The sequence below is a fragment of the Streptomyces sp. NPDC051913 genome (assembly GCF_044593635.1).
GTDB lineage: Bacteria > Actinomycetota > Actinomycetes > Streptomycetales > Streptomycetaceae > Streptomyces.
This window is the reverse complement of the sequence record NZ_JBIUCI010000010.1, coordinates 186545-210369: the sequence shown is the minus strand read 5'-3', so window position 1 is coordinate 210369 and position 23825 is coordinate 186545. Positions and strand designations below refer to the sequence as shown.

The following is a 23825-nucleotide window of genomic DNA, read 5'->3' as shown; positions in this document are numbered from 1 at the left end:
CTCACTCCCCAGCCCCGGCAACAGCCCCGGCTCCAGCCACCGGCACGGACCGCGCGAAACCGCCGTCCACCATCAGGTTCGCCACCGTCTCCAACTCCGGCGGAGAACCCGCCAGTCGGGACAGGAACACATCGAAGTCGTCACCGCACGGCAGCAACAGCCGCTCCACCCGGTCCGCGGGCGCCACCGAAGGGTCGACGTCACGCGCGTCGTCGTACGCGCAGAACCAGACCGATCCGATCCCCGCGCCCTTCACCTTCACGGCCAGCAACCCGCCCTGCACGAACCCGACACCCAGATAGTCCTTGGTCAGATGGTCGCGCAGGCACTTGTTCACGTACACGAGGTCATTGACGGCCGCCTCGTCCCGCACCGTGAAGAACGGCTGGTCCACCAGCAGACCCAACTCCGGGTCCAGCGCGGTCCCCACCGGCGCACAACCACCCGCCGCCTTCAGGAAAGACCGGTACGCGCCCGGCAGCCGGTACCCGAGGTCCTCCTCGACCCCCAGCACCTGCGACTCCGACACCGCCGTACCCGACTTGGGCAACCCGAAATGCGCGGGCCGCGTCTCCTGCAACGGCCGCGTCCCCCGCTTCCCGTGGTCCACCGTCGCCGTCGCGATCCCGCCGTGATGCCGCAGCAGCGCCTTCACCTCGACCGGCACCAGCTCAAGACGGCGCGAACCCACCACGTGATGCCACGTCCAGCCGTGCGGCGTCGCCACCGCGGGAATCGTGTCCCACAGGTCATGGCCGGTCGCCGCGAGCGCCGCGTTCGCCGACACATAGTCCGTCAGCCGCAACTCGTCGACACCGAAACCTTCCGGCGGATCAGCGATCTCGGCAGCCGCACGCGCATACGTCGAGAAGTCGGGATAGCCGTGCTCGTCCACCCGCACCCCCCTCGGGTGACGCGCAGCCCGGACCGGATCCGGGAAATGCACGACCTGCCCGGCATAGGCCGCGTTCGGCGGCGCGGCTTGCTGCCCGAGCCGACCTGTCGTCATGGCGGTTGCCCCCTGCGGCACTCTGTACGACCCACGGCGACCGGCCCCGGCCCCGGTCCACCCGGCTCCGACCCGCCACCCCAGCCCGTATTCGACTTCTCCGACGTTCTCCAGCGTGTGACCGCATACATGCGGGTGCCGACAGCCTATGCGGTACGACGACACCGGTCACCGGGCGCCGGTCAGCGGCCCTCCGCTTCCGTGACCAGCCGTCACCCCCTCGTGACAGCCCGCCCAAACCCGGGCGTGTCGCGCCGCCCCAGCTTCCGCACCAGCCACGGCATTTGGCACTCTGTGTGATCCGGGGGGATGCTCGGAGGGGATGATGATCATGAATACGACGCAGACGGGACCTCGCCCAGGACCGCGACCAGCCACAACCGGCGACGCACGGACCGGCCTGTCAGGCGATCCCCGCATCGGCTGGAGCAGCACCGAAGCCGCCCACGCCCCCACCCTGCGCCACCGCCGCGACGGCATACTCCCCACCATCGCCGCCGCCCTCTCCGTCCGCGGCGCCACCCTCACCGGCACCGCCGCCCGCGGCGACCAGGCCCCGCCCCTGCACCCACTCGTCCAGGACTTCCTCGACACCCTCACATCCACCCAGCGCGACCGCTTCACCGGCCGCTGCGCCGAGACGATCCTCGTCTCCCGCCACCTCGCCGCGGCCGACGCCGCCCGCACCAAACGCGCCGCCCGCAAACCCATGACCAACGGCGAGGCCCGCAAAGCCCTCAAGGGGGCCAAACTCACCGCCCGCCGCATCCGCGAGGACGGCGACCCCCTCCACGGCAGCTTCGCCACCCCCTGCCGCGCCTGCACCGCCCTCAGCGCCCACTTCGGCGTACGCATCGTCGACCCGGCGGCGGACGACTGACCCGCACACGCCACCAGTACGACCCCATGACCTCGACGATCGAAGGGCAGATGCACCCCGACCCCCGCACCAGCACCAGCACCACGCGCTTCCCCGTACCCGTCGACGCCGCCCTGCGCGCCGCCGGCTGGCAACCCGGACGCTGGGACATCAAACAAGCGGAGATCTGGGCCGACGCCCTGCGCGCACACACCTCACCCGCCGGCCACCGCCACACCGTCTTCCCCGCCGCGGTCGAAGCCTGGGCCGAATTCGGCGGCCTCCACATCACCCCCACCGGCCCCGGCCGCCAGGTCGCCCCGGCCCACCTCCACCTCGACCCCCTGCACGGCCTCCACCTCGCCCGCACCCTCGGCGACCTCGGCCGCGCCCTCGACACCGAGATCTGTCCCCTCGGCACCGAGACCGACACCGCCGCCCTCCTCGCCATCGACGCCGAAGGCCGCACTTACACCCTCGACCACACCGGCGACTGGTACCTCGGCCCCGACATCGACCACGCCCTCGCCGCCCTCGTCGCAGGCACGGAACCGGTACGACTCACCGCGAGCTGAAGCCACCCCGGGCAACGCGGCGCTACGACGCCGGAATCACCGCCGACACCCGAAAACCCCCCGCATCCGTCGGCCCGGACACGAACACCCCGCCCAGCGCGACGACCCGCTCCTTCATCCCCACGAGCCCGTTCCCCCCGGAAGGCAGCCGCGCCGAGACCCCCACCTCCGGCGGCGGCTCGTTCTCCACCTGCATCGCGATCTCCGACCCCCGATGCGCGAGCCGCACATGCGTCTTCGCCCCCGCCGCATGCTTGTGGACGTTGGTCAACGCCTCCTGGACGACCCGGTACGCGGTCTGCTCGACCTCCCCCGCATACGACCGCACCTCCCCGTCCACCGTCAGATCCACGACCATCCCCGCAGCCGCCGACTGCCCGATCAACTCCTCCAACTCGGACAGACAGGGCCCCTCAGCCTCATCGACGGCCCGCGAAGCGGCAGCCGCAGCAGCGGCCCCCACGGCGGCCAAGGGCACGGCAGCCTGCCGCACCCCACCACCGTCCCCGCTCCGCAACACCCCGAGCATCTCGCGCAACTCGGTCAGCGCCTGCCGCCCCATGTCCCCCACGAGCGCCGCATTCTTGACGGCCTTCTCAGGATCCTTGCGGGCAACGGCCTGAAGCGCGGCGGCATGCACCACCATCAGACTCACCCGATGCGCGACGACGTCATGCATCTCCCGCGCGATCCGGGTCCGCTCCTCGTTCCTGGCCCACTCGGCCCGCTCCTCCGCCCGCTCGGCGAGCAGCTGAAGCTCCCGCTCCAAGCTGTCGGCCCGCTCCCGCAAACTCTCCATGAGCCGCCGCCGAGCCCCGACGTACAACCCGAGCAGCAAGGGCGGAGCGGTGAGCCCGATGGAAATGGCGATCGCCGCGAACGGAACGGACCAACTCCCGAGGTCGCTCTCCCCCGTCTCCATGCTCTGCCGCACCCGCACGAACATCACGATCAGCATGCCGACGAACGACATCCCGGCCAGCGACCCGATGATCCGCCGAGGCAGCTCGGAGGCGGCGAGGGTGTAGAGCCCCACGATGCCCATGAGGTACCCCATCTGGGCAGGCGTGATGGCGATGGACACCAGCACCACCGCGATGGGCCACTTCCGCCGCACGAGCAACGCGGCCCCGGCCAACGCCCCGAACACCACCCCGGCCGCAGTGGGGATGCCGGCATCTTTCGCGAAGTCGATCCCCTCGTTCGCGCACTCCATCACCGAGACGAACGCGAGGCCCATGTCCAACAGTGCGGTACGCCACCTGGCCCACCACCACGGCCCCGTCCGGGCCGCGGCGTGGTCTTCCCCCGTCGTGGTCATGCCTCCAGCCTACGGGCGGCGGGCGCGGCTTTTCCGGTGAGTTTCCGGGACTGGCCTACACCACATGCCATGACCGGCCAGAAGCGAAACCACCCGTTTTCCCTCGAACTGCTGAACCAGCCCCTGTTCGAACCCGGAAGCGATCATTCCGCCCGGATGGTATGCCCATGGCACACACAGCTGGCAAATACGCGGACTTCGAGGGGCTGCGGAAGCAGGCGGTGACCTTACGGCGGTCAGGACTCAGCCGACGCCAGATCCGCGACCGCCTGCACGTCGACAACAACGACATCCTCAACCGCCTCCTGGAGGGCGAGCCCCCGCCCGAATGGACGAAGCGCCCGAACGCGAAGGACGACGTGAAGGGCAGGGCGAGGGAGCTACGACTCCAGGGCTGGACATACGACCAGATCCAGCTGGAGCTGGGGTGCTCGAAGAGTTCGATCTCACTGTGGGTACGGGATCTGCCGAAGCCGGAGCGACGTGATCCTGCAGAGCAGGCCAGGCTGGCGGGTCGCAAGCGCTGGGAGCACGAACTGGCGGTACGAGACGAGCAGCGTCGGCAAACGAAGACGGCCGCAACTGCAGAGATCGGCGAACTGTCCGATCGAGATCTGTTCATCGCCGGCGTCGCCCTCTATTGGGCCGAGGGCGGCAAGGACAAGCCGTACGCCCGCCGGGAAAGCGTCACCTTCGTCAACAGCGACCCTGGAATGATCAAGGTTTTCCATGCCTGGCTCAACCTTCTCGGCATTGAGCGTGAGCGCCTGCGGTACTCCGTGATGATCCATGAGACCGCGGACGTATCCGCCGCCGAAGAGTATTGGGCCGAGCTCGTCGATGCCGACCGCTCCGCCTTCTACAAGACAACGCTCAAGACACACAACCCGAAGACGGTACGGAAGAACACCGGCGACTCCTACCGCGGCTGCCTGGCCGTCAGAGTCCTGAAGGGAGCCGACTTGTACCGTCGCATCGAAGGCTGGTGGTACGGCATAGTAGGGGCTGCAAGCCGCGCCGATCCAAAGAATCGGACATAGCGGACGAACCATCCCGGGTCGTCTAAAGGCAGGACAAATGGTTTTGGTCCATTGAATGAGGGTTCGATTCCTTCCCCGGGAGCCAGCTGAACGTGGGCCCTGACAGCACAGTCAGGGCCCACACTCATGTCCCCCAAGAAACGCCCCGGTATCCTGCGGATGTCACCCCACCCCCTCCACAGCCGAAGGGCATCCCGTGAGCGCCAACCGCCCGGCAGCCGTCGTCGTTCTCGCAGCGGGTGAGGGCACCCGTATGAAGTCGGCCACACCCAAGGTTCTTCACGAACTCTGTGGCCGCAGCCTCGTCGGCCATGTGCTCGCCGCGTCCCGCGAGTTGGACCCCGAGAATCTCGTCGTCGTCGTGGGCCACGCCCGCGAGAAGGTCAGCGCGCATCTCGGCGACATCGACCCCGACGTACGGACCGCCGTGCAGGCGGAGCAGAACGGCACCGGGCACGCCGTACGGATGGCGCTCGAAGAGCTGGGTGGGGTCGTCGACGGGACCTTTGTCGTCGTCTGCGGGGATACACCCCTTCTCACCGGGGACACCCTCCGCACCCTCGCGGACACCCACTCCACCGACGGCAACGCCGTCACCGTTCTCACCGCCGAGGTCCCGGACGCGACCGGGTACGGGCGGATCGTGCGGGACGGCGCCTCGGGTGCGGTCACCGCGATCGTGGAGCACAAGGACGCCTCCGACTCGCAGCGGGCGATCCGTGAGATCAACTCCGGGGTGTTCGCGTTCGACGGGCAGTTGCTCGCCGACGCGCTCGGGAAGGTCAGGACCGACAACAGCCAGGGCGAGGAGTACCTCACCGACGTTCTCGGGATTCTCCGGGAGGCCGGGCACCGCGTGGGCGCCTCCGTCGCCGCCGACCACCGTGAGATCGCCGGCATCAACAACCGCGTCCAGCTCAGCGAGGCCCGCCGGATCCTCAACGACCGGCTGCTGACGCAGGCCATGCTCGCCGGGGTCACCGTCATCGACCCGGCGACAACCTGGGTCGACGTCACCGTCACCTTCGATCAGGACGCCGTCGTCCACCCCAACACCCTGCTGCACGGCACCACCCACATCGGTTCCGACGCCGAGGTCGGTCCCAACAGCCGGCTCAAGGACACCCACGTGGGCGCCGGCGCCCGCGTCGACAACACCGTGTCGGACGGGGCGTTCATCGGGGCGGACGCGACCGTGGGGCCGTACGCCTATCTCCGACCCGGTACCCGACTCGGCGCCAAGGGCAAGATCGGGACGTACGTGGAGACGAAGAACGCCTCCATCGGGGAGGGGACGAAGGTTCCCCATCTCTCCTACGTCGGGGACGCGACCATCGGTGAGTACACCAACATCGGTGCCGCGAGCGTGTTCGTGAACTACGACGGGCAGGACAAGCATCACACCACCGTCGGGTCGCACTGCCGGACGGGTTCGGACAACATGTTTGTGGCGCCTGTCACGGTCGGGGACGGCGCGTACACCGCCGCAGGGTCGGTGATCACGAAGGACGTGCCGCCCGGTTCGCTGGCCGTGGCCCGTGGCCAGCAGCGGAATATCGAGGGTTGGGTGGCCCGTAAGCGTCCGGGAAGCGCGGCGGCGAAGGCGGCCGAGGCGGCGTCCCGGGAGCCGGGCAGCGAAAGCTGACCGGAAACAGGTGCGTCAAACACGGCGTACCGTGATAAGTGCACACCCGCACCTACCAGCTGAGACGGCCCGTCGCGCCCAGCGGCGAGGTCTCTCGACACCCAGCTGAGACACCTCTGAGGAGACAGTGCTGTGACCGGGATCAAGACGACCGGCGAGAAGAAGATGATGTTCTTCTCCGGCCGCGCCCACCCCGAGCTTGCCGAGGAGGTCGCCCAGCAGCTGGGTGTCGGGGTCGTCCCGACGAAGGCCTTCGACTTCGCCAACGGCGAGATCTATGTGCGGTACCAGGAGTCGGCGCGCGGTGCCGACTGCTTCCTGATCCAGAGCCACACGGCTCCGATCAACAAGTGGATCATGGAGCAGCTGATCATGATCGATGCCCTGAAGAGGGCTTCGGCGCGCTCCATCACGGTCATCGTGCCGTTCTACGGCTATGCCCGTCAGGACAAGAAGCACCGTGGCCGTGAGCCGATCTCGGCCCGTCTGATCGCGGACCTGATGAAGACGGCCGGTGCGGACCGCATCCTGACCGTGGATCTGCACACCGATCAGATTCAGGGCTTCTTCGACGGCCCGGTCGACCACCTCTTCGCGCTGCCGCTGCTTGCGGACTACGTCGGGGCGAAGGTCGACAAGGACAAGCTGACGGTCGTGTCCCCGGACGCGGGTCGTGTGCGGGTCGCCGACCGTTGGTGCGACCGGCTCGGTGCGCCGCTGGCGATCGTGCACAAGCGGCGCGACAAGGACGTCGCCAACCAGGTCACCGTGCATGAGGTGGTCGGTGAGGTGAAGGGTCGGGTCTGCGTTCTCGTCGACGACATGATCGACACGGGTGGCACCATCTGCGCCGCCGCGGACGCGCTGTTCGCGCACGGTGCCGAGGACGTCATCGTCACGGCGACGCACGGGGTGCTCTCCGGGCCCGCCGCCGACCGGCTGAAGAACTCCCGGGTGAGCGAGTTCGTGTTCACGAACACGCTGCCGACGCCGGGTGAGCTGGGTCGTGACCTGGACAAGATGACGGTGCTGTCGATCGCGCCGACGATCGCGAGTGCGGTGCGTGAGGTGTTCGAGGACGGTTCGGTGACGAGCCTGTTCGACGAGCAGTAGGACGTTCCGCCCATGCGGAAGAACGCTTCTGCATGATCGATTTTTCTGCGGCCTCCCTGGCTGAGTAGACTGCTCAGGTTGCTCGGCGAGGGAGGCCGTACCCAGTGCGGGATACGGCGCTCCGTTATCGACGCGCTCTTCGTAGCAGGCCGTTCGTGGCCGGGTGACCTTGTCCGCTCTCACCCATACGAGGAGTGATCCACATGTCCGAGATCAAGATCTCCGCCGAGACCCGCAGCGAGTTCGGCAAGGGCGCCGCCCGCCGCATCCGTCGTGACGCCAAGGTTCCCGGTGTGCTGTACGGCCACGGTTCGGACCCGCTGCACCTGACGCTTCCGGGCCACGAGCTGCTGCTCGCCCTGCGTACGCCGAACGTCCTGCTCTCCGTGGACATCGACGGCAAGACCAACGAGCTGGCGATCCCGAAGTCGGTCCAGCGTGACCCGATCAAGGGCTTCCTGGAGCACGTCGACCTGCTGCTGGTCAAGCGTGGCGAGAAGGTCACGGTCGAGATCCCGGTCCACGCCGAGGGCGAACTGGCCGCCGGTGGCAACCTGCTGGAGCACGTCCTGAACGCGCTTCCGGTCGAGGCCGAGGCCACCCACATCCCCGAGTCGGTCACGGTCTCCGTCGAGGGCCTGGAGGCCGGTGCCTCCATCCTCGCCAAGGACATCACGCTCCCCAAGGGCACCACCCTGGCCGTCGACGGCGACGCCGTCGTTCTCCAGGTCCTGGCCGCGCAGGCCGAGGAGTCCGCTGAGGGCGAGGCCGAGGGCGACGAGGCCGCCGAGGCCTGAGCCTGAGGCTCTGCCGGAGCTCTGCAAGAATTCGTCAGCCGCTGCTCCCGTACGGGAGTGGCGGCTGGCGCGTATCGAGGAGACATGGACGTGACGACCCCCGCCAACGACCCCTGGCTGATCGTCGGCCTCGGCAACCCCGGGCCGGAGTACGCGGCCAACCGCCACAACGTCGGTTTCATGGTGGCCGATCTGCTGGCCGAGCGGATCGGGGGGAGGTTCAAGCGGGCCGGGAAGGCGCAGGCGCAGGTCGTGGAGGGGCGGATCGGGCCGCCGGGGCCGTTCAACCGCCGGGTGATCCTCGCAAAGCCGATGTCGTTCATGAATCTGTCCGGTGGGCCGGTGAACGCGCTCAAGGACTTCTACAAGGTGCCCGTCGCGAACATCGTGGCGATCCATGACGAGCTGGACATCGACTACGGGGTACTGCGGCTGAAGCTGGGCGGCGGGGACAACGGGCACAACGGGCTGAAGTCGATGACGAAGGCGTTCGGCGCCGAGTACCACCGGGTGCGGTTCGGGATCGGCCGGCCTCCGGGTCGGATGCAGGTCGCCGACTTCGTGCTGAAGGATTTCTCCTCGGCGGAGCGCAAGGAACTCGACTACTTCGTGGACCGGGCGGCGGATGCCGTGGAGTGTCTGGTGATCGAGGGGTTGGAGCGGGCGCAAAGCACGTACAACTCCTGACTTGTCACCCAGCGAGGTTGACGGGGCGTTGAGGCATGGCCAATGATCCCCGCCATGCCTGCCACAGCCATCACTTCCCGCCAGGCCTCGGTCGCGGCTCTTCGTTTCGGGCGGCTCGCGGCGATGGGCGCGGTCGCGGTGCTGATCCTGATCGCCGGTGTGTGGGCGTCGTGGGGCACCGCGCAGCACGTGATGCTGACGAAGGGCCGGGAGAGCGGCACGATCGAGGTGACGCGGTGCGGGGAGGACACCTGTACCGGGCCGTACACGCCGATCTCCGAGGGGTCCAAGGCGCGGGCCGAGGTCGTCATCGAGAAGACGGTGGCCGTGCGGAAGGGCGAGACGTACACGGTCGTCCTCAAGCCGAGCAGTGATGACGTCGTGCGGTCCGGTCCGGCCGGGATTCTCTATGCCTGGGTTCCGCTGGGTGGTGCGCTGCTGCTGGCGTCGGTCGTGGTGGCGGGCGGGTTGGGGCGCACGCGGGGCGCGTGGGTGATGGCGGGGGCTGGAATCGCGCTGCTCACCGCCGCTTTCGTGACCATCTGACGGCTTTCGGGGTTCTCCACGTCTGTGGAGGGTCTGAGTGTTGTCTGTTCGTGATTGACCTGAGGTCAGTCGTGGCTGGATGCTGAGCCGCCCCCTCCACATCTTCCCTGTCACATCTCGAAGATGGACTGCCCCATGCGTACCCTCAGCCGCGCCGGCGCTTTGTCCGCCGTCGCCCTGGCCGCCCTGCTCGCGGCCCCTTCCGCCTACGCCACCGCTCCCGGTGACAACGGCACGGTGAAGATCCACGACGCCACGACCGGCGAGGAGCTTCACCGCAACGAGCCGCACGTGTGCACCTTCTACCTGGACGCGTTCGGTTTTGACTCCGTCCAGGAGGTCGACTGGCACATCGAGGCGTGGGCCCCGTCGGCCGACGTCAAGGGCGAGACGGTCAAGTCCGGTGAGATCACCCTCGATGACGAGGGCCACGGCCGGACCGAGGACCTGTCGCTGCCCGACGGCCACTACAAGCTGTTCTGGAACTTCGAGGGCGAGAAGGGCGCCGCGAAGCACAAGGTCTTCTGGACCGACTGCGAGGGCTCCGAAGGCGGCAACCCCGGTGCGACGCCGTCGGGTTCCGCGTCGGCGTCCGAGTCCGCTTCCCCGTCCGCGTCGCCGTCCGGGTCGGCGCCGGCCGGTGAGTCCTCGGAGCCTTCGGCGTCCTCGTCGCCGTCCGCCCAGGGTGGCGGCGGCAGCGACAGTGAGGGTGGCGACCTGGCCGAGACCGGCAACGGCGCCCCGGTGGGCCTGCTGGGCGGTGCGGCCGCCGCGCTGGTGGCCGCGGGTGGCTACCTGGTGTTCCGTCGCCGTAAGGCATAAGCGACAGCATCAGCAAGGAGTACGACGGTGCCCCCGAGGTCGGACCTCGGGGGCACCGTCGTCTGCGGGTGGGCCGTCAGCCGGTGTTGCGCAGGCCCGCCGCGACACCGTTGACGGTGAGGAGCAGGGCGCGGGCCAGGGTCGGGTCGGCCTCCTCGCCGGCGGCGGCCGCGTCGCGCTGGCGCTTGAGCAGGGCGACCTGGAGGTAGGAGATCGGGTCGAGGTAGGCGTCGCGGATGGCGAACGTCTGCTTCAGGACGGGCTGGGCGTCGAGGAGTTCGCTCTCGCCGGTGACCCGCAGGACCTCGGCGACGGTGAGCGCGTGTTCGGCCTCGATGGTGGCGAAGACGTGCTGGAGCTCGGCCGGGACGAGGGTCTCGACGTAGTGGCGGGCGATGCGCAGGTCGGTCTTCGCGAGGGTCATCTCGACGTTGGAGATGAAGTTGCGGAAGAAGTGCCACTGCCCGTGCATCTCGTCGAGCACCGTGTCGAGGCCCGCCTCGCGCAGGGCCTTGAGTCCGCTGCCGACGCCGAACCAGCCGGGGACGATCTGGCGGGACTGGGTCCAGCCGAACACCCAGGGGATGGCGCGCAGTCCGTCGAGGGAGACGCCCGAGCCGGGCCGGCGGGAGGGCCGGGAGCCGAGGTGCAGGTCGGCGAGCTGGTCCACGGGGGTCGACGCGACGAAGTACGTCGGCAGGTCCGGGTCCTCGACCAGCTTGCGGTACGCGGCGTGCGCGGCGTCGGACACGACGTCCATCGCGGCGTCCCAGCGGGCGAGGGCCTCGTCGGACTGGCGGGGGGAGGTGTGCAGGGCGGAGGCCTGGAGCGTGGCCGCGACCGTGAGCTCCAGGTTCTCGCGGGCCAGCGAGGGGACCAGGTACTTGTCGGAGATGACCTCGCCCTGCTCGGTCACCTTGATCTCGCCCTCCAGGGTGCCCCAGGGCTGGGCGAGGATCGCGTCGTGCGAGGGGCCGCCGCCGCGGCCGACGGTGCCGCCGCGGCCGTGGAAGAGCCGGAGCCGGACGCCGTACCGGTGGGCGACGTCACGCAGCCGGCGCTGGGCGCGGTGGATCTCCCACTGGGAGGTGGTGATGCCGCCGAACTTGGAGGAGTCGGAGTAGCCGAGCATGACCTCCTGGACGTCCCCGTTCAGCGCGACCAGGCGCCGGTAGGAGGGGTCGGAGAGCATGTCCTCCAGGATCGTGTCGGCGGCCTTGAGTTCGTCCGTCGTCTCCAGGAGCGGCACGATGCCGATCTTGGCCCAGCCGGCGTGCAGGTCGATGAGACCGGCTTCGCGGGCGAGGACGGCGGCGGCGAAGACGTCGTCGGCGCCCTGGCACATGGAGATGATGTACGACTCGATGACCTCGGGGCCGAAGACGTCGAGGGCGCGCTTGACCGTGTGGAAGACGCCGAGGGTCTTCTCGCCGGCCGCGTCCAGGGGCGCCGGGGTGGGCGCCAGCGGACGGCGGGACCGCAGCTCCTTCGCCAGCAGCTTGCCTCGGTAGTCGCGGGGCATGTCGGCGTAGCGCCAGGACTCCTCGCCGAGGCGGTCGAAGAGCTGGCCGAGGGCGTGGTGGTGGGCGTCGGCGTGTTCGCGGACGTCCATGGTGGCGAGCTGGAGGCCGAAGGCGGCGAGCGTACGGATCGTACGGTTCATGCGGCCCTCGGCGAACAGGCCGCCGCGGTGTTCGCGCAGGGAGGTCTGGATGAGGGTGAGGTCGTTCAGCAGCTCGCTGGTGCCGAGGTAGTCGCGGCCCGGCTCGTGCGGGGTGTTCCTGGCGAGCCGCTGCTTGGTGTTCTCCAGCTTCTGGCGGATCGCGGTGGCCTTGAGCCGGTAGGGCTCCTCGGCGTTGAGGCGCTTGTAGCGGGGGCTGATCTCGGGGAGGCGCTCCAGGTCGGCCTGGAGCGAGGCGAGCAGCTCGTCGGTGGCGCCGGTGTAGCGGATGGAGTTGGAGAGGAAGCCGCGCAGTTCGTCGATGAGGTCGAGGGCGTCGTTGATGCCGTGCTCGTGCTGGAGGATCAGGACGTCCCAGGTGACCTGGGGAGTGACGTTGGGGTTGCCGTCGCGGTCGCCGCCGATCCAGGTGCCGAACGTCAGAGGCCGCGTGGCTTCGGGGAGGGTGACCCCGACGCGCTCCAGTTCGGCGGTGAGGTCCTCCAGGACGTCGCCGACGGCGCCCGCGTGGAGTTCGTCGAGGTAGTAGATGGCGTTGCGGGACTCGTCGGTGACCTCGGGGCGTACGACGCGCAGCTCGTCGGTCTGCCAGACGAGGTCGATGTTCTCGGCCAGGCGGGTGTCGTAGCGGCGGCGGTCGGTCTCCAGGACCGGGGTCTCCAGGAGTTCGGCGATGCGCCGGAGCTTGTTGAGCACCGAGCGGCGCGCGGCCTCCGTCGGGTGGGCCGTGAAGACGGGGCGCACGTTGAGGTTCTGCACGGTGGCGCGCAGGTGCTCGGGGTCGGCGTCCTTGAGCCGGTCGGCCGTGCGGGCGAGGAGGCCGCCCTCGGCGGCGCGCTTGGCGCGCAGCTCGCGGCCTCGGTGCACCTGTTCGGTGACGTTGGCCAGGTGGAAGTAGGTGGAGAAGGCGCGCACCAGCTTGGCGGCGGTCTCCAGTTCCGTGCCCCGCAGCAGCTCGGCGGCGGCGTCACCGTCCTCGCGGGTGAGGCGGCGGACCTTCTCGACGAGCTCCAGCAGCTCCGGGCCCTCCTGGCGGACGAGGGTCTCGCCGAGGAGGTCACCGAGGCGCCTGATGTCGGCGCGCAGCTCGGCGGAGGTGGTCTCCTGAGAAACGGTCTGGTCGTCGGCACTGCTCACAGGTGCGGCTCCTTGCAGTGTTGAAGCTCGTCCGGGAGGGAACCCGGATGTCGGTCGCACGGCGGCTGCCGCATACGGGCCGGTCATCCGGGAAGAAATGAGAGCGGACCGCGCTGTCCGAACGACTCCAGGATAGGTGCCGGTCGGGACGCGCAGACTCTCGGGCTCTTGCCGTCGGGCGACGCGCTGCCATACTTACGTCGCCGTAGGTTACGGAACCGTAGGGAAGTCCCGCTCGACTCCCGCGCGGTTACCGGTACCACGATTCTTCTCCAACCCTCGAACCCCACAGGGGACGCCCCAATGACCACAAGGTCCGATGTGATCGAAGACGCCCCGAAGGCGAACGACGGCTCACCCATGCCCTCCGCCACACTCGGCGGGGAGCAGAAGCGCGGGATCGAACAGATCACGCTGCTGCTCTTCATCATCGTTCCGTTCCTGGCGTTGCTGGCGGCGGTGCCGCTGGCGTGGGGATGGGGGGTGAGCTGGCTGGACCTCGGCCTGATGGTCTTCTTCTACTACCTCGGCTGCCACGGCATCACGATCGGTTTCCACCGCTACTTCACGCACGGCTCGTTCAAGGCCAAGCGTCCCTTGCGGATCGCGCTCGCGATCGCGGGGTCGATGGCGGTCGAGGGCCCCCTGGTGCGCTGGGTGGCCGACCACCGCAAGCATCACAAGTTCTCCGACGCGGAGGGTGACCCGCACTCTCCGTGGCGGTTCGGCGAGACGGTTCCGGCGCTGATGAAGGGCCTGTGGTGGGCGCACATCGGCTGGATGTTCGACGAGGAGCAGACGCCGCAGGAGAAGTACGCGCCGGATCTGATCAAGGACCCGGCGATCCGTTCGATCTCCCGTCACTTCATCTACTGGACGATGCTGTCGCTGGCGCTGCCGGCCGTGATCGGCGGTCTGGTGACGATGTCCTGGTGGGGCGCGTTCACCGGCTTCTTCTGGGGTTCGCTGGTCCGGGTCTGCCTGCTGCACCACGTGACGTGGTCGATCAACTCGATCTGCCACGCGGTGGGCAAGCGGCCGTTCAAGTCGCGCGACCGTTCGGGCAACGTGTGGTGGCTGGCGGTGCTGTCCTGCGGTGAGTCCTGGCACAACCTGCACCACGCCGACCCGACGTCGGCGCGGCACGGGGTGATGCGCGGCCAGGTGGATTCCTCGGCGCGGCTGATCCGCTGGTTCGAGATGGCCGGCTGGGCGTACGACGTGCGCTGGCCGTCACGCTCGCGTATCGATTCGCGGCGCAACACCGAGGAAGACGGCTCCCGGCGCCGGAAGGACAGCGTCGAGGCGGCATGATTGACGCCGTGGCGACCGACTCGAGCAGCACCGAGAGCAATGAGAAGCCCCGGCGTGCGCGCCGCACCCGGATGACGGGTGCCCAGCGCCGGGAACAGCTGCTTGAGATCGGTCGGGCCCTCTTCGCCGCCAAGGGTTTCGACGCCACGTCGGTGGAGGAGATCGCGGCGAAGGCCGGGGTGTCCAAGCCGGTGGTGTACGAGCACTTCGGCGGCAAGGAGGGGCTGTACGCGGTGGTCGTGGACCGCGAGATGCGGCGGCTGCTCGACATGGTGACGAGTTCGCTGACCGCGGGTCACCCGCGTGAGCTGCTGGAACAGGCGGCGTTCGCGCTCCTGGACTTCATCGAGGAGTACACGGACGGCTTCCGCATCCTGGTCCGTGACTCGCCCATCCCGCAGTCGACGGGTTCCTTCGCCTCGCTGATCTCGGACATCGCGACCCAGGTGGAGGACATCCTGGGCCGCGAGTTCAAGAGCCGCGGCTTCGACCCCAAGCTGGCCCCGCTGTACGCGCAGGCGCTGGTCGGCATGGTCGCGCTGACCGGCCAGTGGTGGCTGGACGTGCGCCGCCCGAAGAAGGCGGAGGTCGCCGCGCACCTGGTGAACCTGGCCTGGCACGGCCTGGACGGCATGGAGGCGAAGCCGCATCTGATAGGGCGCCGCAAGAGCTGAGCCCTGCGGCGCCGATCCCGTCCTCAGCAGTACTGGAAGACGTCAGTGCTTGATGACGTCAGTGCTTGATGACGTCAGTGCTTGAAGACGTCAGTGCTTGAAGATGTCCTTCTCCTTCTCCTTCGCCTGGCGCGCGTCGCCCTTCATCTGTTCGGCGCGGCCCTTGGTGGTCATCCGCTCGTTGCCTACCGCGCGGCCCACGGCCTCCTTGGCCTTGCCCTTGACCTGTTCCTTCTTGGCCTTGGCCTTCTGGTCCTTCGCCACGTCACTCACTCCCGACTGCGTTGGTTCCCGGCTGCCGGGTGAACCGTGGCCCGGCGGCTCAAACACCCGGTTCCAGGAACTCCAGGCGGTTGCCGACGGGGTCGTAGGAGTAGAAGCGGCGGTGTCCGGGCAGATCCGTGTCCCAGGTGACGGTGGCGCCGCGGGCCTCCAGACGGGCGGCGTACGTCTCGATGCCGGTGACCCGCAGCCCCGGGTGGGCTTTCAGGGCGGGCCGGAAGGCGGCCTCGACACCGAGGTGGAGCTGGACGATCCCGGCCTGGAACCAGCAGCCGCCGCGGGCCGCGAGCGTGGGAGGTTTGGGGATCTCGGTCATGCCGAGGACGCCGGCGTAGTAGGCGCGCAGCCGGTCCTCGGAGCCGGGCGGGGCGGCGAGCTGGACGTGGTCGACAGCGGTGATCACTCGTTACGCCTCCTTGCGGGCGACCGCGAAGATACGGCGGAAGGGGAACGGCGTGCCGTGCGGCCTCGTCGGATAGGCCTCGCGCAGGGCGGTGCGATAGGCGGCCAGGAACTTCTCGCGGGCGGCCGGGTCGTCGGCGAGGGCGGTGAGGACGGGCCGCAGTCCCGTGCCCTTGACCCAGTCGAGGACCGGGTCCTCGCCGGTGAGGAGGTGGACGTACGTCGTCTCCCAGACGTCGGCGGTGCAGCCGAGGGCGGTGAGGTGGTCCAGGTAGGCCTCGGGGGCGTGGACGGCGTCGTCGTGGCGCAGGGCGACGGGGAGGCCGAAGGACTCGGCGAGTTCGCGCATCAGCCGGTGGCTGGGGGCGTCGAAGTTGCCGGGGACCTGGAAGGCGAGGGTGCCGCCGGGCGTGAGGGCCCCGATCCAGTCCGCGAAGCGCTCCATGTGCCCGGGGACCCACTGGAGCGTGGCGTTGCTGAGGATGAGGTCGTACGGCTCCGTGGGCGTCCAGGTCCGTACGTCCGCGGGGGCGAAGTCGAGGCTGCCGCCGCCGGGGGTGGGGCCGGCGTGCTCGGCGTGGGCCTTGTCGAGCATCTCGGGCGAGTTGTCGTAGCCGGTGATCCGGGCGGTGGGCCAGCGGTCGGCGAGGAGGGCGGTGACGTTGCCGGGACCGCAGCCGAGGTCGGCGATGGAGGCCGGGGCCGTCGGCAGGTCCGGTACGCGGGCGAGGAGGTCGAGGAAGGGGCGGGCGCGGTGGTCGGCGTGGCGCAGGTACTGAGCGGGGTCCCAGGTCGTCATGAGATCCACTGTCCTCCGACAGATCTCTCGACGTCAAGAGACTCGACATCAAGAGACTTCACATCGACACAACCACTACACTGATCGTCATGGAGGACGAGGTCGATCGGCTGGTCGCTGCGTGGCGCCGGGAGCGCCCGGACCTCGACGTGGAACCGCTCGAGGTGCTCAGCCGGGTGAGCAGACTGGCCCGGCACCTGGATCGCGCACGCCGTCTCGCCTTCTCCGAGCACAGCCTGGAGCCCTGGGAGTTCGACGTCCTGACCGCGCTCAGGCGCGCGGGAACGCCGTACCAGCTCTCCCCCGGACAGCTCCTGACCCAGACCCTGGTCACCTCGGGCACGATGACGAACCGCATCGACCGGCTGACGAAGAAGGGCCTGGTGGAGCGGCTGCCCGACCCCTCGGACCGCCGGGGTGTCCTGGTCCGGCTGACGGACGAGGGCCGGGACCGCGCGGACCAGGCCCTGGCCGGTCTCCTCGACCAGGAGCGGGCGATCCTCGCGGAGCTCTCCCGGGCCCAGCGGGGCGAACTGGCGGGACTGCTGCGCCAGTTGACCGCCCCGTTCGACAACATCCCCGGCTGAGGGCCCGTCCGGCTCAGGCGGTGTGCGTCTCCTCCGCCCGGATGCGTCCGGCCGGCTCCAGATCCACCGGCCCGACCCCGGCACGCCGCGCGAGCGCGACGGCGGCCAGCGTGGAGTGCACGCCCAGCTTGCCGAGGACGTTCTGCATATGGGTGCGCACCGTGTGCGGGGACAGGAACAGCCGCTCGGCGACCGCCTTTCTGCCGAGCCCGGCGACCATGCACCGCAGCACCTCCCGCTCCCGCGGCGTGAGCGACTCCACCAGCCGCTCGCTCTCGGTGCGGTGCTTGCGCGCGGCGGTCAGCTCCCGCAGCACCCCGGTGAGCAGGGCGGGCGGCAGATGGGTCTCGTCGCGCAGGACCCCTCGTATGACGGTCAACAGGCGGGACAAGGAACAGTCCTTGGCCACCCAGCCGGACGCGCCGGCCTGAAGGGCGAGCGCGGCGCGCCGCGGATCGTCCTTCTCGGCGAGTACGACGATCCGGACGCCGGGCTGTGCGGAACGCACCCCGGCCACCAGTGAGATGCCGTCGACGAGTCCGTCCTCGCCCGCCTCCTGGACGGGCACGGCGGGCCGGATGCCCTGGACGTTGCCGCCCAGGTCGGCGTCGACGAGCAGGACGTCGTACCGCCGGCCCTCGGCCGCCGCGCGCTCCAGACTGCGCAGCGCGGCGGGACCGCTGCCGGCCGCGGAGACGTCGACGTCGGGCTCGGCCGCCAGGGCGGCGGCGAGCGACTCGGCGAAGATGCGATGGTCGTCGACGACCAGGACTCGGATGCGAACCACGAAACCCCCTTCCCCAAGCTCCTGAAGAGCAGGGGATACCCCATCGTCGGGAGACGGAAGACCAGGCGCAGGTACGACGCCCGAAGCGCGATGGCGCTGCGCACGGCCGCCGCCGTGCACCAACTGCTACCCCCACTTCGGGTGCCGTACCCGACTGTCTCGCCCCCTGATCAGCACCGGCCCCCACCGGTGCTGTTCATCAGGGTACGGCCGGGGGGCAGGAGCGGAAGGTAATTTGCAGAACTGGCTGTCCAGCGCGTTTATGGTGAGCCGCATGTTTCGTATGGAGACAGAAGTCGACAAGGACCGGCGCGATCTGCTGCGAATCCGACTGCGGGACACCAACACCGCGGCCTCCCCCGTCCTGCGCGCCCTGCGCGGCACCCCGGACGAACGGGAACGTCCGCTCCACGTCTGGATACTGGACGTGGCGGGCGATCTCGCCGGCGGTCTGGTCGGCCACACCTGGACGACCTGGCTCCACGTCACCTACCTGTGGGTCGACGAACGCCACCGCGGCGCGAGCCTGGGTTCGCGGTTGCTCACGGAGGCGGAGCGGATCGCACGCGACGAACGGGGGTGCGCGATGTCCCGGCTGGAGACCTGGGACTTCCAGGCGCCGGAGTTCTACCGGAAGCGGGGCTACGACGTGGTGTGCGTGATCCCGGACTATCCACCGGGGATCACGGAGTACACGCTGACGAAGAGGCTCGGTCAGGGACGCGGCCCCCGCACACCACGGGGTGTGCGGGGCTGACCGGAGAACTCAGACGAGCCTGCGCGCTCCCGGCGCCGGTACCGCCTCGAAGACGCGGGGCGCGGTGAACCCGGCCGTGGCGAAGGCCTCTTCGACGGCCTTGGTGATGGTGTCGACGTCGGCGACGTCCGCCAGGACGATCGCCGAGCCGCCGAAGCCGCCGCCGGTCATCCGGGCGCCCAGCGCGCCCGCGTTCACGGCCGCCTCGACGACCAGGTCCAGCTCGGGGCAGGAGACCCGGAAGTCGTCCCGCAGGGAGGCGTGCCCCGCGACCAGCACGGGGCCGATCGCGCGGGTGTCGCCCGACTCCAGCAGGGCGACGGCCTTCTCCACCCGCTCGTCCTCGGTGACGACGTGCCGGACCAGCCGGACCGCCTCCTCGTCGTCGCCGAGCCGTGCGAGGGCCGCGTCGAGGTCGCCGTAGGCGATGTCCCGGAGCGCGTCGACTCCGAGCAGGGCGGCGCCCCGCTCGCAGCCGGCCCGGCGCTTGCCGTACTCGCCCTCGCTGTGGGAGTGCTTGACCTGGGTGTCGACGACCAGCAGGCGCATGCCCTCGGAGGCCAGGTCGAAGGGGATCTGCTTCTGGGAGAGATCGCGGGTGTCGAGGAAGAGCGCGTGGCCCTCCTCGCAGCAGGCGGACGCCGTCTGGTCCATGATGCCGGTGGGAGCGCCCACGTACACGTTCTCGGCGCGCTGGCACAGACGGGCCAACTGCCAGCCCGGCAGACCGAGTTCGTAGAGGTCGTTCAGGGCCAGGGCGACCACGACCTCCAGCGCCGCCGAGGACGACAGACCGGCGCCCGAGGGGACGGTGGAGGTGAGGTGGACGTCCGCGCCGGTCACGGCGTGGCCGGCCTCGCGCAGGGCCCAGACCACGCCCGCCGGGTACGCCGTCCAGTCGCGGTCGGACTCCGGGACGAGGTCGTCCAGGCGCAGTTCCACGACGCCGCCCTCGACGTCGGCCGAGTGCAGGCGCAGGACGCCGTCGTCGCGGCGGGAGACCGCGGCGAGCGCGGTGTGCGGCAGCGCGAAGGGCATCACGAAGCCGTCGTTGTAGTCGGTGTGCTCACCGATGAGGTTGACGCGCCCCGGCGCCGACCAGACGCCTTCGGGCTCGGTGCCGTAGAGCGCAACGAAACCGTCGCGCACCTGCTCTGCGCCCACTACTGCTCCCTAGAGATGTTCTGCGCGAACTCCCACGCGTCCGCGACGATGCCCGCGAGGTCCGCGCGGGACGGGTTCCAGCCCAGCTTCTCGCGGGCGGTGGCGGCCGAGGCCACCAGGGTCGCCGGGTCGCCGCCGCGGCGGGGGGCCACGACCTCGGGGATCGGGTGGCCGGTGACCTGGCGGACGGTCTCGATGACCTGGCGGACGGAGAAGCCCTCGCCGTTGCCGAGGTTGCAGATCAGGTGCTCGCCGGGGGTGGCGGCCTCGACGGCGAGGAGGTGGGCCTCGGCGAGGTCGGCGACGTGGATGTAGTCGCGGACGCAGGTGCCGTCCGGCGTCGGGTAGTCCTCGCCGAAGACGGAGATGGCGTCGCGCTTGCCCTGCGCGACCTGGAGGACCAGGGGGATGAGGTGCGACTCGGGGTCGTGCCGCTCGCCCTGGTTGCCGTACGCGCCCGCGACGTTGAAGTAGCGCAGGGAGACCGCGCCCAGGCCGTGGGCCGCCGCCTCGCCGGTGATCATGTGGTCGACGGCGAGCTTGGAGGCGCCGTAGGGGTTGGTCGGCTTCGTCGGCGCGGTCTCGACGATCGGGACCTGCTCCGGCTCGCCGTAGGTGGCGGCGGTGGAGGAGAAGACGAGCTTGCGGACGCCGGCCTCGCGCATCGCGCCGAGCAGTGCCATGGTGCCGGCGACGTTGTTGTCCCAGTACTTCTCGGGCTTGACGACGGACTCGCCGACCTGGGAGAACGCGGCGAAGTGCAGCACGGCGTCGAAGGAGGAGTCGAGCCACTTGGCGGCGTCGCGGATGTCGCCCTCGACGAACCTGGCGCCGGCCGGGACGCCCTCGCGGAAGCCGGTGGAGAGGTTGTCGAGGACGACGACCTCGTGGCCCGCCTCCAGCAGATGCTGGGCGACCACGCTGCCGACGTAACCCGCGCCACCTGTCACCAGGTACTTACCGCTCATGAACTCGCTACCTCTCGCAGTCGCTGGGCCGCGGCCTCCGGCCGGATGTCGTTGATGAACACGTTCATGCCGGACTCGGAACCCGCGAGGAACTTCAGCTTGCCGGAGGTGCGGCGGATGGTGAAAAGCTCGAGGTGGAGCGCGAAGTCGTCACGGCTGACGCCCTCGAACTCCTCCAGCTGGCCGAACGGGGCCTGGTGCCAGGCCGCGATGTACGGCGTCGCGGGCTCCCCTTCACCGAAGATCCGGTCGAAGCGCCTCAAGAGTTCCAGATAAACCTTGGGGAATTCTGAGCGCGCGTCCTCGTCGAGCCCGAGCAGGTCCGGCACCCGGCGCTTCGGATAGAGGTGGACCTCGTAGGGCCAGTGCGCGGCGTACGGCACGAACGCGACCCAGTGTTCACCCTCCAGGACGATCCGCTCACCGGCGAGTTCGCTCTCCAGCACGCTGTCGAAGAGGTTCTCGCCGCCGGTGGCCTCCTTGTGCTGGGCCACCTGGCGCAGCATCAGGGCGGTGCGAGGCGTGGTGAACGGGTACGCGTAGATCTGCCCGTGCGGATGTCCGAGGGTCACCCCGATCTCGGCGCCGCGGTTCTCGAAGCAGAACACCTGTTCCACGGAGGGCAGATGAGACAGCTCCGACGTCCGGTCCGTCCATGCCTCCAGGACGAGGCGTGCCTGCTCCTCGGTGAGGTCGGCGAAGGACGCGTTGTGGTCGGAGGTGAAGCAGACGACCTCACAGCGGCCCGAGTCGCCGGCCAGGGAGGGGAAACGGTTCTCGAAGACGACGGCGTCGTACGACGAGTCCGGGATCTCGCTCAGCCGGTCGCCCTCGGAGGGGCAGAGCGGGCACTCGTTCGCCGGCGGGTGGTAGGTGCGGCCCTGCCGGTGCGAGGCGATGGCCACCGAGTCGCCGAGGAGCGGGTCGCGGCGGACCTCGGAGGTGGTGACGGTCCGCTCCAGGGGGCGGCGGTCGACCGCGTCCCGCACGGTGTCGTCACGCAGGTCGTAGTAGATGAGCTCACGACCGTCGGCCAGCCGGGTCGAGGTCTTCTTCACCGCCGGACTCCTTCACTCAAACAGAACTAAACACAAGTAACCATAACTCGACAGCAGCGTCAACATCAGAATCAAACAAAGAACGCCAGCCGAAGGGTTCAATCGCCCCATGCAAACCCCCACAGAAGCCACATATCTGGCGGCCGAGCTACGACTCCCCACGAACTGGCTCGACTACACGATCCTGGCGATCTACTTCGTCGTGGTCCTGGGCATCGGCTTCGCCGCCCGCAGATCGGTGAAGACCAGCCTCGACTTCTTCCTCTCCGGACGTTCGCTGCCCGCCTGGATCACCGGCCTCGCCTTCATCTCGGCCAACCTCGCCGCCACCGAGATCCTGGGCATGGCCGCCAACAGCGCCCAGTACGGCGCGTACACCGTGCACTGGTACTGGATCGGCGCCATCCCGGCCATGGTCTTCCTGGGCCTGGTGATGATGCCCTTCTACTACGGCAGCAAGGTCCGCTCGGTCCCCGAGATGCTGCTGCTGCGCTTCGACAAATGGGCACACCTGCTCAGCTCGGCCCTGTTCGCCTTCGCCGCGATCCTGATCGCCGGGGTGAACCTGTACGCCCTCGCGATCGTCGTCGAGGCGCTGCTCGGCTGGCCGCAGTGGGTGGCGATCGTGGTCGCGGGCGCGTTCGTACTGGCGTACATCACCCTCGGCGGACTGTCGTCGGCGATCTACAACGAGGTGCTCCAGTTCTTCGTGATCCTCGCGGCCCTCATCCCGATCGTCGTCCTCGGCCTGAAGAAGGTCGGCGGCTGGGACGGTCTGACGGACAAGCTGACGGCTGAGCACGGCGCGAACTTCACGACGGCCTGGGGCGGCACCGGCATCGGCTCGGACAACCCGCTGGGCGCGAACTGGCTGACGATCGTGCTGGGTCTGGGTTTCGTCTTGAGCTTCGGCTACTGGACGACGAACTTCGCCGAGGTCCAGCGCGCCCTGTCGGCGAAGAACCTGAGCGCCGCCCAGCGCACGCCGCTGATCGCCGCGTTCCCGAAGATCTTCATCGTCTTCCTGGTGATGATCCCGGGCCTGACCGCCGCCGCCCTGATCCCCGGCTTCGGCACCTCCGAGTCGGGCTACCAGTACAACGACGCGATCCCCTATCTGATGGAACAGCTGCTGCCCAACGGCGTGCTGGGCATCGCGGTGACGGGTCTGCTGGCCGCGTTCATGGCGGGCATGGCGGCCAACGTGTCGTCCTTCAACACGGTGTTCACCAACGACATCTGGGGGCGGTACGTGGAGCGGGGCCGCGAGGACGAGTACTACGTGCGCTTCGGCCGGCTGATCACGGTGATCGGTGTGGCGGCCTCGGTGGGGACGGCGTTCCTCGCCTCCTCCTTCTCCAACATCATGAGCTACCTCCAGACGCTGTTCTCCTTCTTCAACGTGCCGATGTTCGTGGTCTTCATCGTCGGCATGTTCTGGAAGCGCGCGTCGGTGAAGTCCGGCTTCTGGGGCCTGCTCGCGGGCACGGTCGCGGCGATGGTGAACTACTTCTGGATCTACAAGCAGGGCATCATCGACATCCCCTCCGACCAGGGCGCCAACTTCGTCTCCGCGATCGTCGGCTTCGTCGCGGGCGCGGTCGTGATGTTCGCGGTGTCGATGTTCACCGCCCCGAAGCCGGCCGAGGAGCTCCAGGGCCTGGTCTACGGCACCCGCTCCCCCGGTATGTCCGAGGCCCCCGCCGAGGGCGACGACGCCTGGTACCGCAGGCCGGCCCTGCTGGGCTGGGGCGCGATCGTGCTGGCCGCCGCCTGCTACATCCCGTTCTCGTTCTGATCG

24 protein-coding genes and 1 tRNA gene are annotated in these 23825 nt (G+C 69.3%); 15 read left to right on the top strand and 10 right to left on the bottom strand.

Annotated features, from left to right (window positions below; all coding sequences use genetic code 11):
* Position 1: 1 nt before the first annotated feature.
* Positions 2 to 1009, bottom strand: a complete 1008-nt coding sequence (locus ACIHIX_RS29120; RefSeq protein WP_399961201.1) for an SMI1/KNR4 family protein — start codon at positions 1007 to 1009, stop codon at positions 2 to 4.
* Positions 1010 to 1331: 322 nt separating this feature from the next.
* On the opposite strand from ACIHIX_RS29120, the gene ACIHIX_RS29115 reads away from it, so the two are divergent.
* The gene (locus ACIHIX_RS29115) at positions 1332 to 1889 is read left to right on the top strand and encodes a YwqJ-related putative deaminase (RefSeq protein ID WP_399961200.1); all 558 of its coding nucleotides are present in this window, start codon (positions 1332 to 1334) and stop codon (positions 1887 to 1889) included.
* A 50-nt stretch (positions 1890 to 1939) separates the two neighbouring features.
* Positions 1940 to 2443, top strand: coding sequence for an SUKH-3 domain-containing protein (locus ACIHIX_RS29110; protein WP_399961458.1), 504 nt, complete (start codon positions 1940 to 1942; stop codon positions 2441 to 2443).
* A 22-nt stretch (positions 2444 to 2465) separates the two neighbouring features.
* Here the strand turns inward: ACIHIX_RS29110 and ACIHIX_RS29105 are convergent, their stop codons facing one another.
* Positions 2466 to 3764, bottom strand: a complete 1299-nt coding sequence (locus tag ACIHIX_RS29105) for a sensor histidine kinase (RefSeq protein WP_399961198.1) — start codon at positions 3762 to 3764, stop codon at positions 2466 to 2468.
* Positions 3765 to 3931: 167 nt separating this feature from the next.
* On the opposite strand from ACIHIX_RS29105, the gene ACIHIX_RS29100 reads away from it, so the two are divergent.
* From ACIHIX_RS29100 to ACIHIX_RS29065, 8 genes are all read left to right on the top strand, one after another.
* Positions 3932 to 4804 carry a hypothetical protein gene (locus tag ACIHIX_RS29100; RefSeq protein ID WP_399961196.1) on the top strand — a complete coding sequence of 291 codons (873 nt, stop codon included), beginning with the start codon at positions 3932 to 3934 and terminating at the stop codon, positions 4802 to 4804.
* A gap of 11 nt (positions 4805 to 4815) precedes the next feature.
* Positions 4816 to 4889 (top strand) — tRNA-Gln (locus ACIHIX_RS29095).
* Positions 4890 to 5000: 111 nt separating this feature from the next.
* The gene (glmU, locus tag ACIHIX_RS29090; protein ID WP_399961194.1) at positions 5001 to 6449 is read left to right on the top strand and encodes a bifunctional UDP-N-acetylglucosamine diphosphorylase/glucosamine-1-phosphate N-acetyltransferase GlmU; all 1449 of its coding nucleotides are present in this window, start codon (positions 5001 to 5003) and stop codon (positions 6447 to 6449) included.
* Positions 6450 to 6581: 132 nt separating this feature from the next.
* A complete protein-coding gene (locus tag ACIHIX_RS29085; protein WP_059196110.1) occupies positions 6582 to 7562 on the top strand; it encodes a ribose-phosphate diphosphokinase in 981 nt (326 codons plus the stop codon).
* A 203-nt stretch (positions 7563 to 7765) separates the two neighbouring features.
* The gene (locus tag ACIHIX_RS29080; RefSeq protein ID WP_399961192.1) at positions 7766 to 8359 is read left to right on the top strand and encodes a 50S ribosomal protein L25/general stress protein Ctc; all 594 of its coding nucleotides are present in this window, start codon (positions 7766 to 7768) and stop codon (positions 8357 to 8359) included.
* A gap of 84 nt (positions 8360 to 8443) precedes the next feature.
* Entirely contained in the window at positions 8444 to 9046 is a 603-nt protein-coding gene (pth, locus tag ACIHIX_RS29075) for an aminoacyl-tRNA hydrolase (protein WP_399961190.1), read from the top strand.
* Between the two features lie 42 nt (positions 9047 to 9088).
* A complete protein-coding gene (locus tag ACIHIX_RS29070; protein WP_399961188.1) occupies positions 9089 to 9592 on the top strand; it encodes a hypothetical protein in 504 nt (167 codons plus the stop codon).
* 135 nt (positions 9593 to 9727) lie between these two features.
* Complete coding sequence (locus ACIHIX_RS29065) at positions 9728 to 10414, top strand: LPXTG cell wall anchor domain-containing protein (RefSeq protein WP_399961186.1); 687 nt, start codon at positions 9728 to 9730, stop codon at positions 10412 to 10414.
* Between the two features lie 76 nt (positions 10415 to 10490).
* Here ACIHIX_RS29065 and ppc read toward each other — a convergent pair whose 3' ends face one another.
* The gene (gene ppc / locus ACIHIX_RS29060) at positions 10491 to 13232 is read right to left on the bottom strand and encodes a phosphoenolpyruvate carboxylase (RefSeq protein ID WP_399961184.1); all 2742 of its coding nucleotides are present in this window, start codon (positions 13230 to 13232) and stop codon (positions 10491 to 10493) included.
* Positions 13233 to 13535: 303 nt separating this feature from the next.
* Here ppc and ACIHIX_RS29055 point away from each other — a divergent pair, with 303 nt between their 5' ends.
* Together ACIHIX_RS29055 and ACIHIX_RS29050 are read left to right on the top strand one after the other, a co-directional pair.
* Positions 13536 to 14546: an acyl-CoA desaturase gene (locus ACIHIX_RS29055; protein ID WP_399961182.1), complete on the top strand. Its 1011-nt coding sequence runs from the start codon at positions 13536 to 13538 to the stop codon at positions 14544 to 14546.
* Entirely contained in the window at positions 14543 to 15220 is a 678-nt protein-coding gene (locus ACIHIX_RS29050; RefSeq protein WP_399961180.1) for a TetR family transcriptional regulator, read from the top strand. Before ACIHIX_RS29055 ends, ACIHIX_RS29050 begins: the two co-directional genes overlap by 4 nt.
* A gap of 90 nt (positions 15221 to 15310) precedes the next feature.
* Here the strand turns inward: ACIHIX_RS29050 and ACIHIX_RS29045 are convergent, their stop codons facing one another.
* From ACIHIX_RS29045 to ACIHIX_RS29035, 3 genes are read right to left on the bottom strand one after another with little or no spacing between them, the layout of a single operon-like run.
* A complete protein-coding gene (locus ACIHIX_RS29045) occupies positions 15311 to 15484 on the bottom strand; it encodes a CsbD family protein (protein ID WP_399961178.1) in 174 nt (57 codons plus the stop codon).
* 58 nt (positions 15485 to 15542) lie between these two features.
* Positions 15543 to 15905, bottom strand: coding sequence for a VOC family protein (locus ACIHIX_RS29040; protein WP_399961176.1), 363 nt, complete (start codon positions 15903 to 15905; stop codon positions 15543 to 15545).
* 3 nt (positions 15906 to 15908) lie between these two features.
* A complete protein-coding gene (locus tag ACIHIX_RS29035; protein ID WP_399961174.1) occupies positions 15909 to 16703 on the bottom strand; it encodes a trans-aconitate 2-methyltransferase in 795 nt (264 codons plus the stop codon).
* Between the two features lie 89 nt (positions 16704 to 16792).
* On the opposite strand from ACIHIX_RS29035, the gene tamR reads away from it, so the two are divergent.
* Positions 16793 to 17290: a MarR family transcriptional regulator TamR gene (gene tamR / locus ACIHIX_RS29030; RefSeq protein ID WP_126903729.1), complete on the top strand. Its 498-nt coding sequence runs from the start codon at positions 16793 to 16795 to the stop codon at positions 17288 to 17290.
* A 13-nt stretch (positions 17291 to 17303) separates the two neighbouring features.
* Here tamR and ACIHIX_RS29025 read toward each other — a convergent pair whose 3' ends face one another.
* Entirely contained in the window at positions 17304 to 18077 is a 774-nt protein-coding gene (locus ACIHIX_RS29025; RefSeq protein WP_399961172.1) for a LuxR C-terminal-related transcriptional regulator, read from the bottom strand.
* 262 nt (positions 18078 to 18339) lie between these two features.
* Here ACIHIX_RS29025 and ACIHIX_RS29020 point away from each other — a divergent pair, with 262 nt between their 5' ends.
* The gene (locus ACIHIX_RS29020) at positions 18340 to 18834 is read left to right on the top strand and encodes a GNAT family N-acetyltransferase (protein WP_399961170.1); all 495 of its coding nucleotides are present in this window, start codon (positions 18340 to 18342) and stop codon (positions 18832 to 18834) included.
* 9 nt (positions 18835 to 18843) lie between these two features.
* Here ACIHIX_RS29020 and galK read toward each other — a convergent pair whose 3' ends face one another.
* Genes galK through galT form a run of 3 tightly spaced genes read right to left on the bottom strand, consistent with a single transcriptional unit; the run spans position 18844 to position 22024 of the window.
* Positions 18844 to 19998, bottom strand: a complete 1155-nt coding sequence (gene galK / locus ACIHIX_RS29015; RefSeq protein WP_399961169.1) for a galactokinase — start codon at positions 19996 to 19998, stop codon at positions 18844 to 18846.
* Positions 19998 to 20966, bottom strand: a complete 969-nt coding sequence (gene galE, locus ACIHIX_RS29010; RefSeq protein ID WP_399961167.1) for a UDP-glucose 4-epimerase GalE — start codon at positions 20964 to 20966, stop codon at positions 19998 to 20000. Before galE ends, galK begins: the two co-directional genes overlap by 1 nt.
* Positions 20963 to 22024 carry a galactose-1-phosphate uridylyltransferase gene (galT, locus tag ACIHIX_RS29005; protein ID WP_399961165.1) on the bottom strand — a complete coding sequence of 354 codons (1062 nt, stop codon included), beginning with the start codon at positions 22022 to 22024 and terminating at the stop codon, positions 20963 to 20965. Before galT ends, galE begins: the two co-directional genes overlap by 4 nt.
* Positions 22025 to 22133: 109 nt before the next feature.
* Between galT and ACIHIX_RS29000 the strand changes: the two genes are divergently transcribed.
* Complete coding sequence (locus ACIHIX_RS29000; RefSeq protein WP_399961163.1) at positions 22134 to 23822, top strand: sodium:solute symporter family protein; 1689 nt, start codon at positions 22134 to 22136, stop codon at positions 23820 to 23822.
* The last annotated feature ends 3 nt before the right edge of the window (positions 23823 to 23825 follow it).

Coding starts and splice junctions, on each gene's coding strand:
- ACIHIX_RS29065 (WP_399961186.1), top strand. CDS start 9,728: ATGCGTACCCTCAGCCGCGCCGGCGCTTTGTCCGCCGTCGCCCTGGCC.
- ACIHIX_RS29020 (WP_399961170.1), top strand. CDS start 18,340: ATGGTGAGCCGCATGTTTCGTATGGAGACAGAAGTCGACAAGGACCGG.
- pth (WP_399961190.1), top strand. CDS start 8,444: ATGGACGTGACGACCCCCGCCAACGACCCCTGGCTGATCGTCGGCCTC.
- ACIHIX_RS29055 (WP_399961182.1), top strand. CDS start 13,536: ATGACCACAAGGTCCGATGTGATCGAAGACGCCCCGAAGGCGAACGAC.
- ACIHIX_RS29110 (WP_399961458.1), top strand. CDS start 1,940: ATGCACCCCGACCCCCGCACCAGCACCAGCACCACGCGCTTCCCCGTA.
- ACIHIX_RS29115 (WP_399961200.1), top strand. CDS start 1,332: ATGATGATCATGAATACGACGCAGACGGGACCTCGCCCAGGACCGCGA.
- ACIHIX_RS29100 (WP_399961196.1), top strand. CDS start 3,932: ATGGCACACACAGCTGGCAAATACGCGGACTTCGAGGGGCTGCGGAAG.
- ACIHIX_RS29000 (WP_399961163.1), top strand. CDS start 22,134: ATGCAAACCCCCACAGAAGCCACATATCTGGCGGCCGAGCTACGACTC.
- ACIHIX_RS29050 (WP_399961180.1), top strand. CDS start 14,543: ATGATTGACGCCGTGGCGACCGACTCGAGCAGCACCGAGAGCAATGAG.
- galE (WP_399961167.1), bottom strand. CDS start 20,966: ATGAGCGGTAAGTACCTGGTGACAGGTGGCGCGGGTTACGTCGGCAGC.
- ACIHIX_RS29105 (WP_399961198.1), bottom strand. CDS start 3,764: ATGACCACGACGGGGGAAGACCACGCCGCGGCCCGGACGGGGCCGTGG.
- ACIHIX_RS29120 (WP_399961201.1), bottom strand. CDS start 1,009: ATGACGACAGGTCGGCTCGGGCAGCAAGCCGCGCCGCCGAACGCGGCC.
- ACIHIX_RS29070 (WP_399961188.1), top strand. CDS start 9,089: ATGATCCCCGCCATGCCTGCCACAGCCATCACTTCCCGCCAGGCCTCG.
- ACIHIX_RS29080 (WP_399961192.1), top strand. CDS start 7,766: ATGTCCGAGATCAAGATCTCCGCCGAGACCCGCAGCGAGTTCGGCAAG.
- tamR (WP_126903729.1), top strand. CDS start 16,793: ATGGAGGACGAGGTCGATCGGCTGGTCGCTGCGTGGCGCCGGGAGCGC.
- ACIHIX_RS29035 (WP_399961174.1), bottom strand. CDS start 16,703: ATGACGACCTGGGACCCCGCTCAGTACCTGCGCCACGCCGACCACCGC.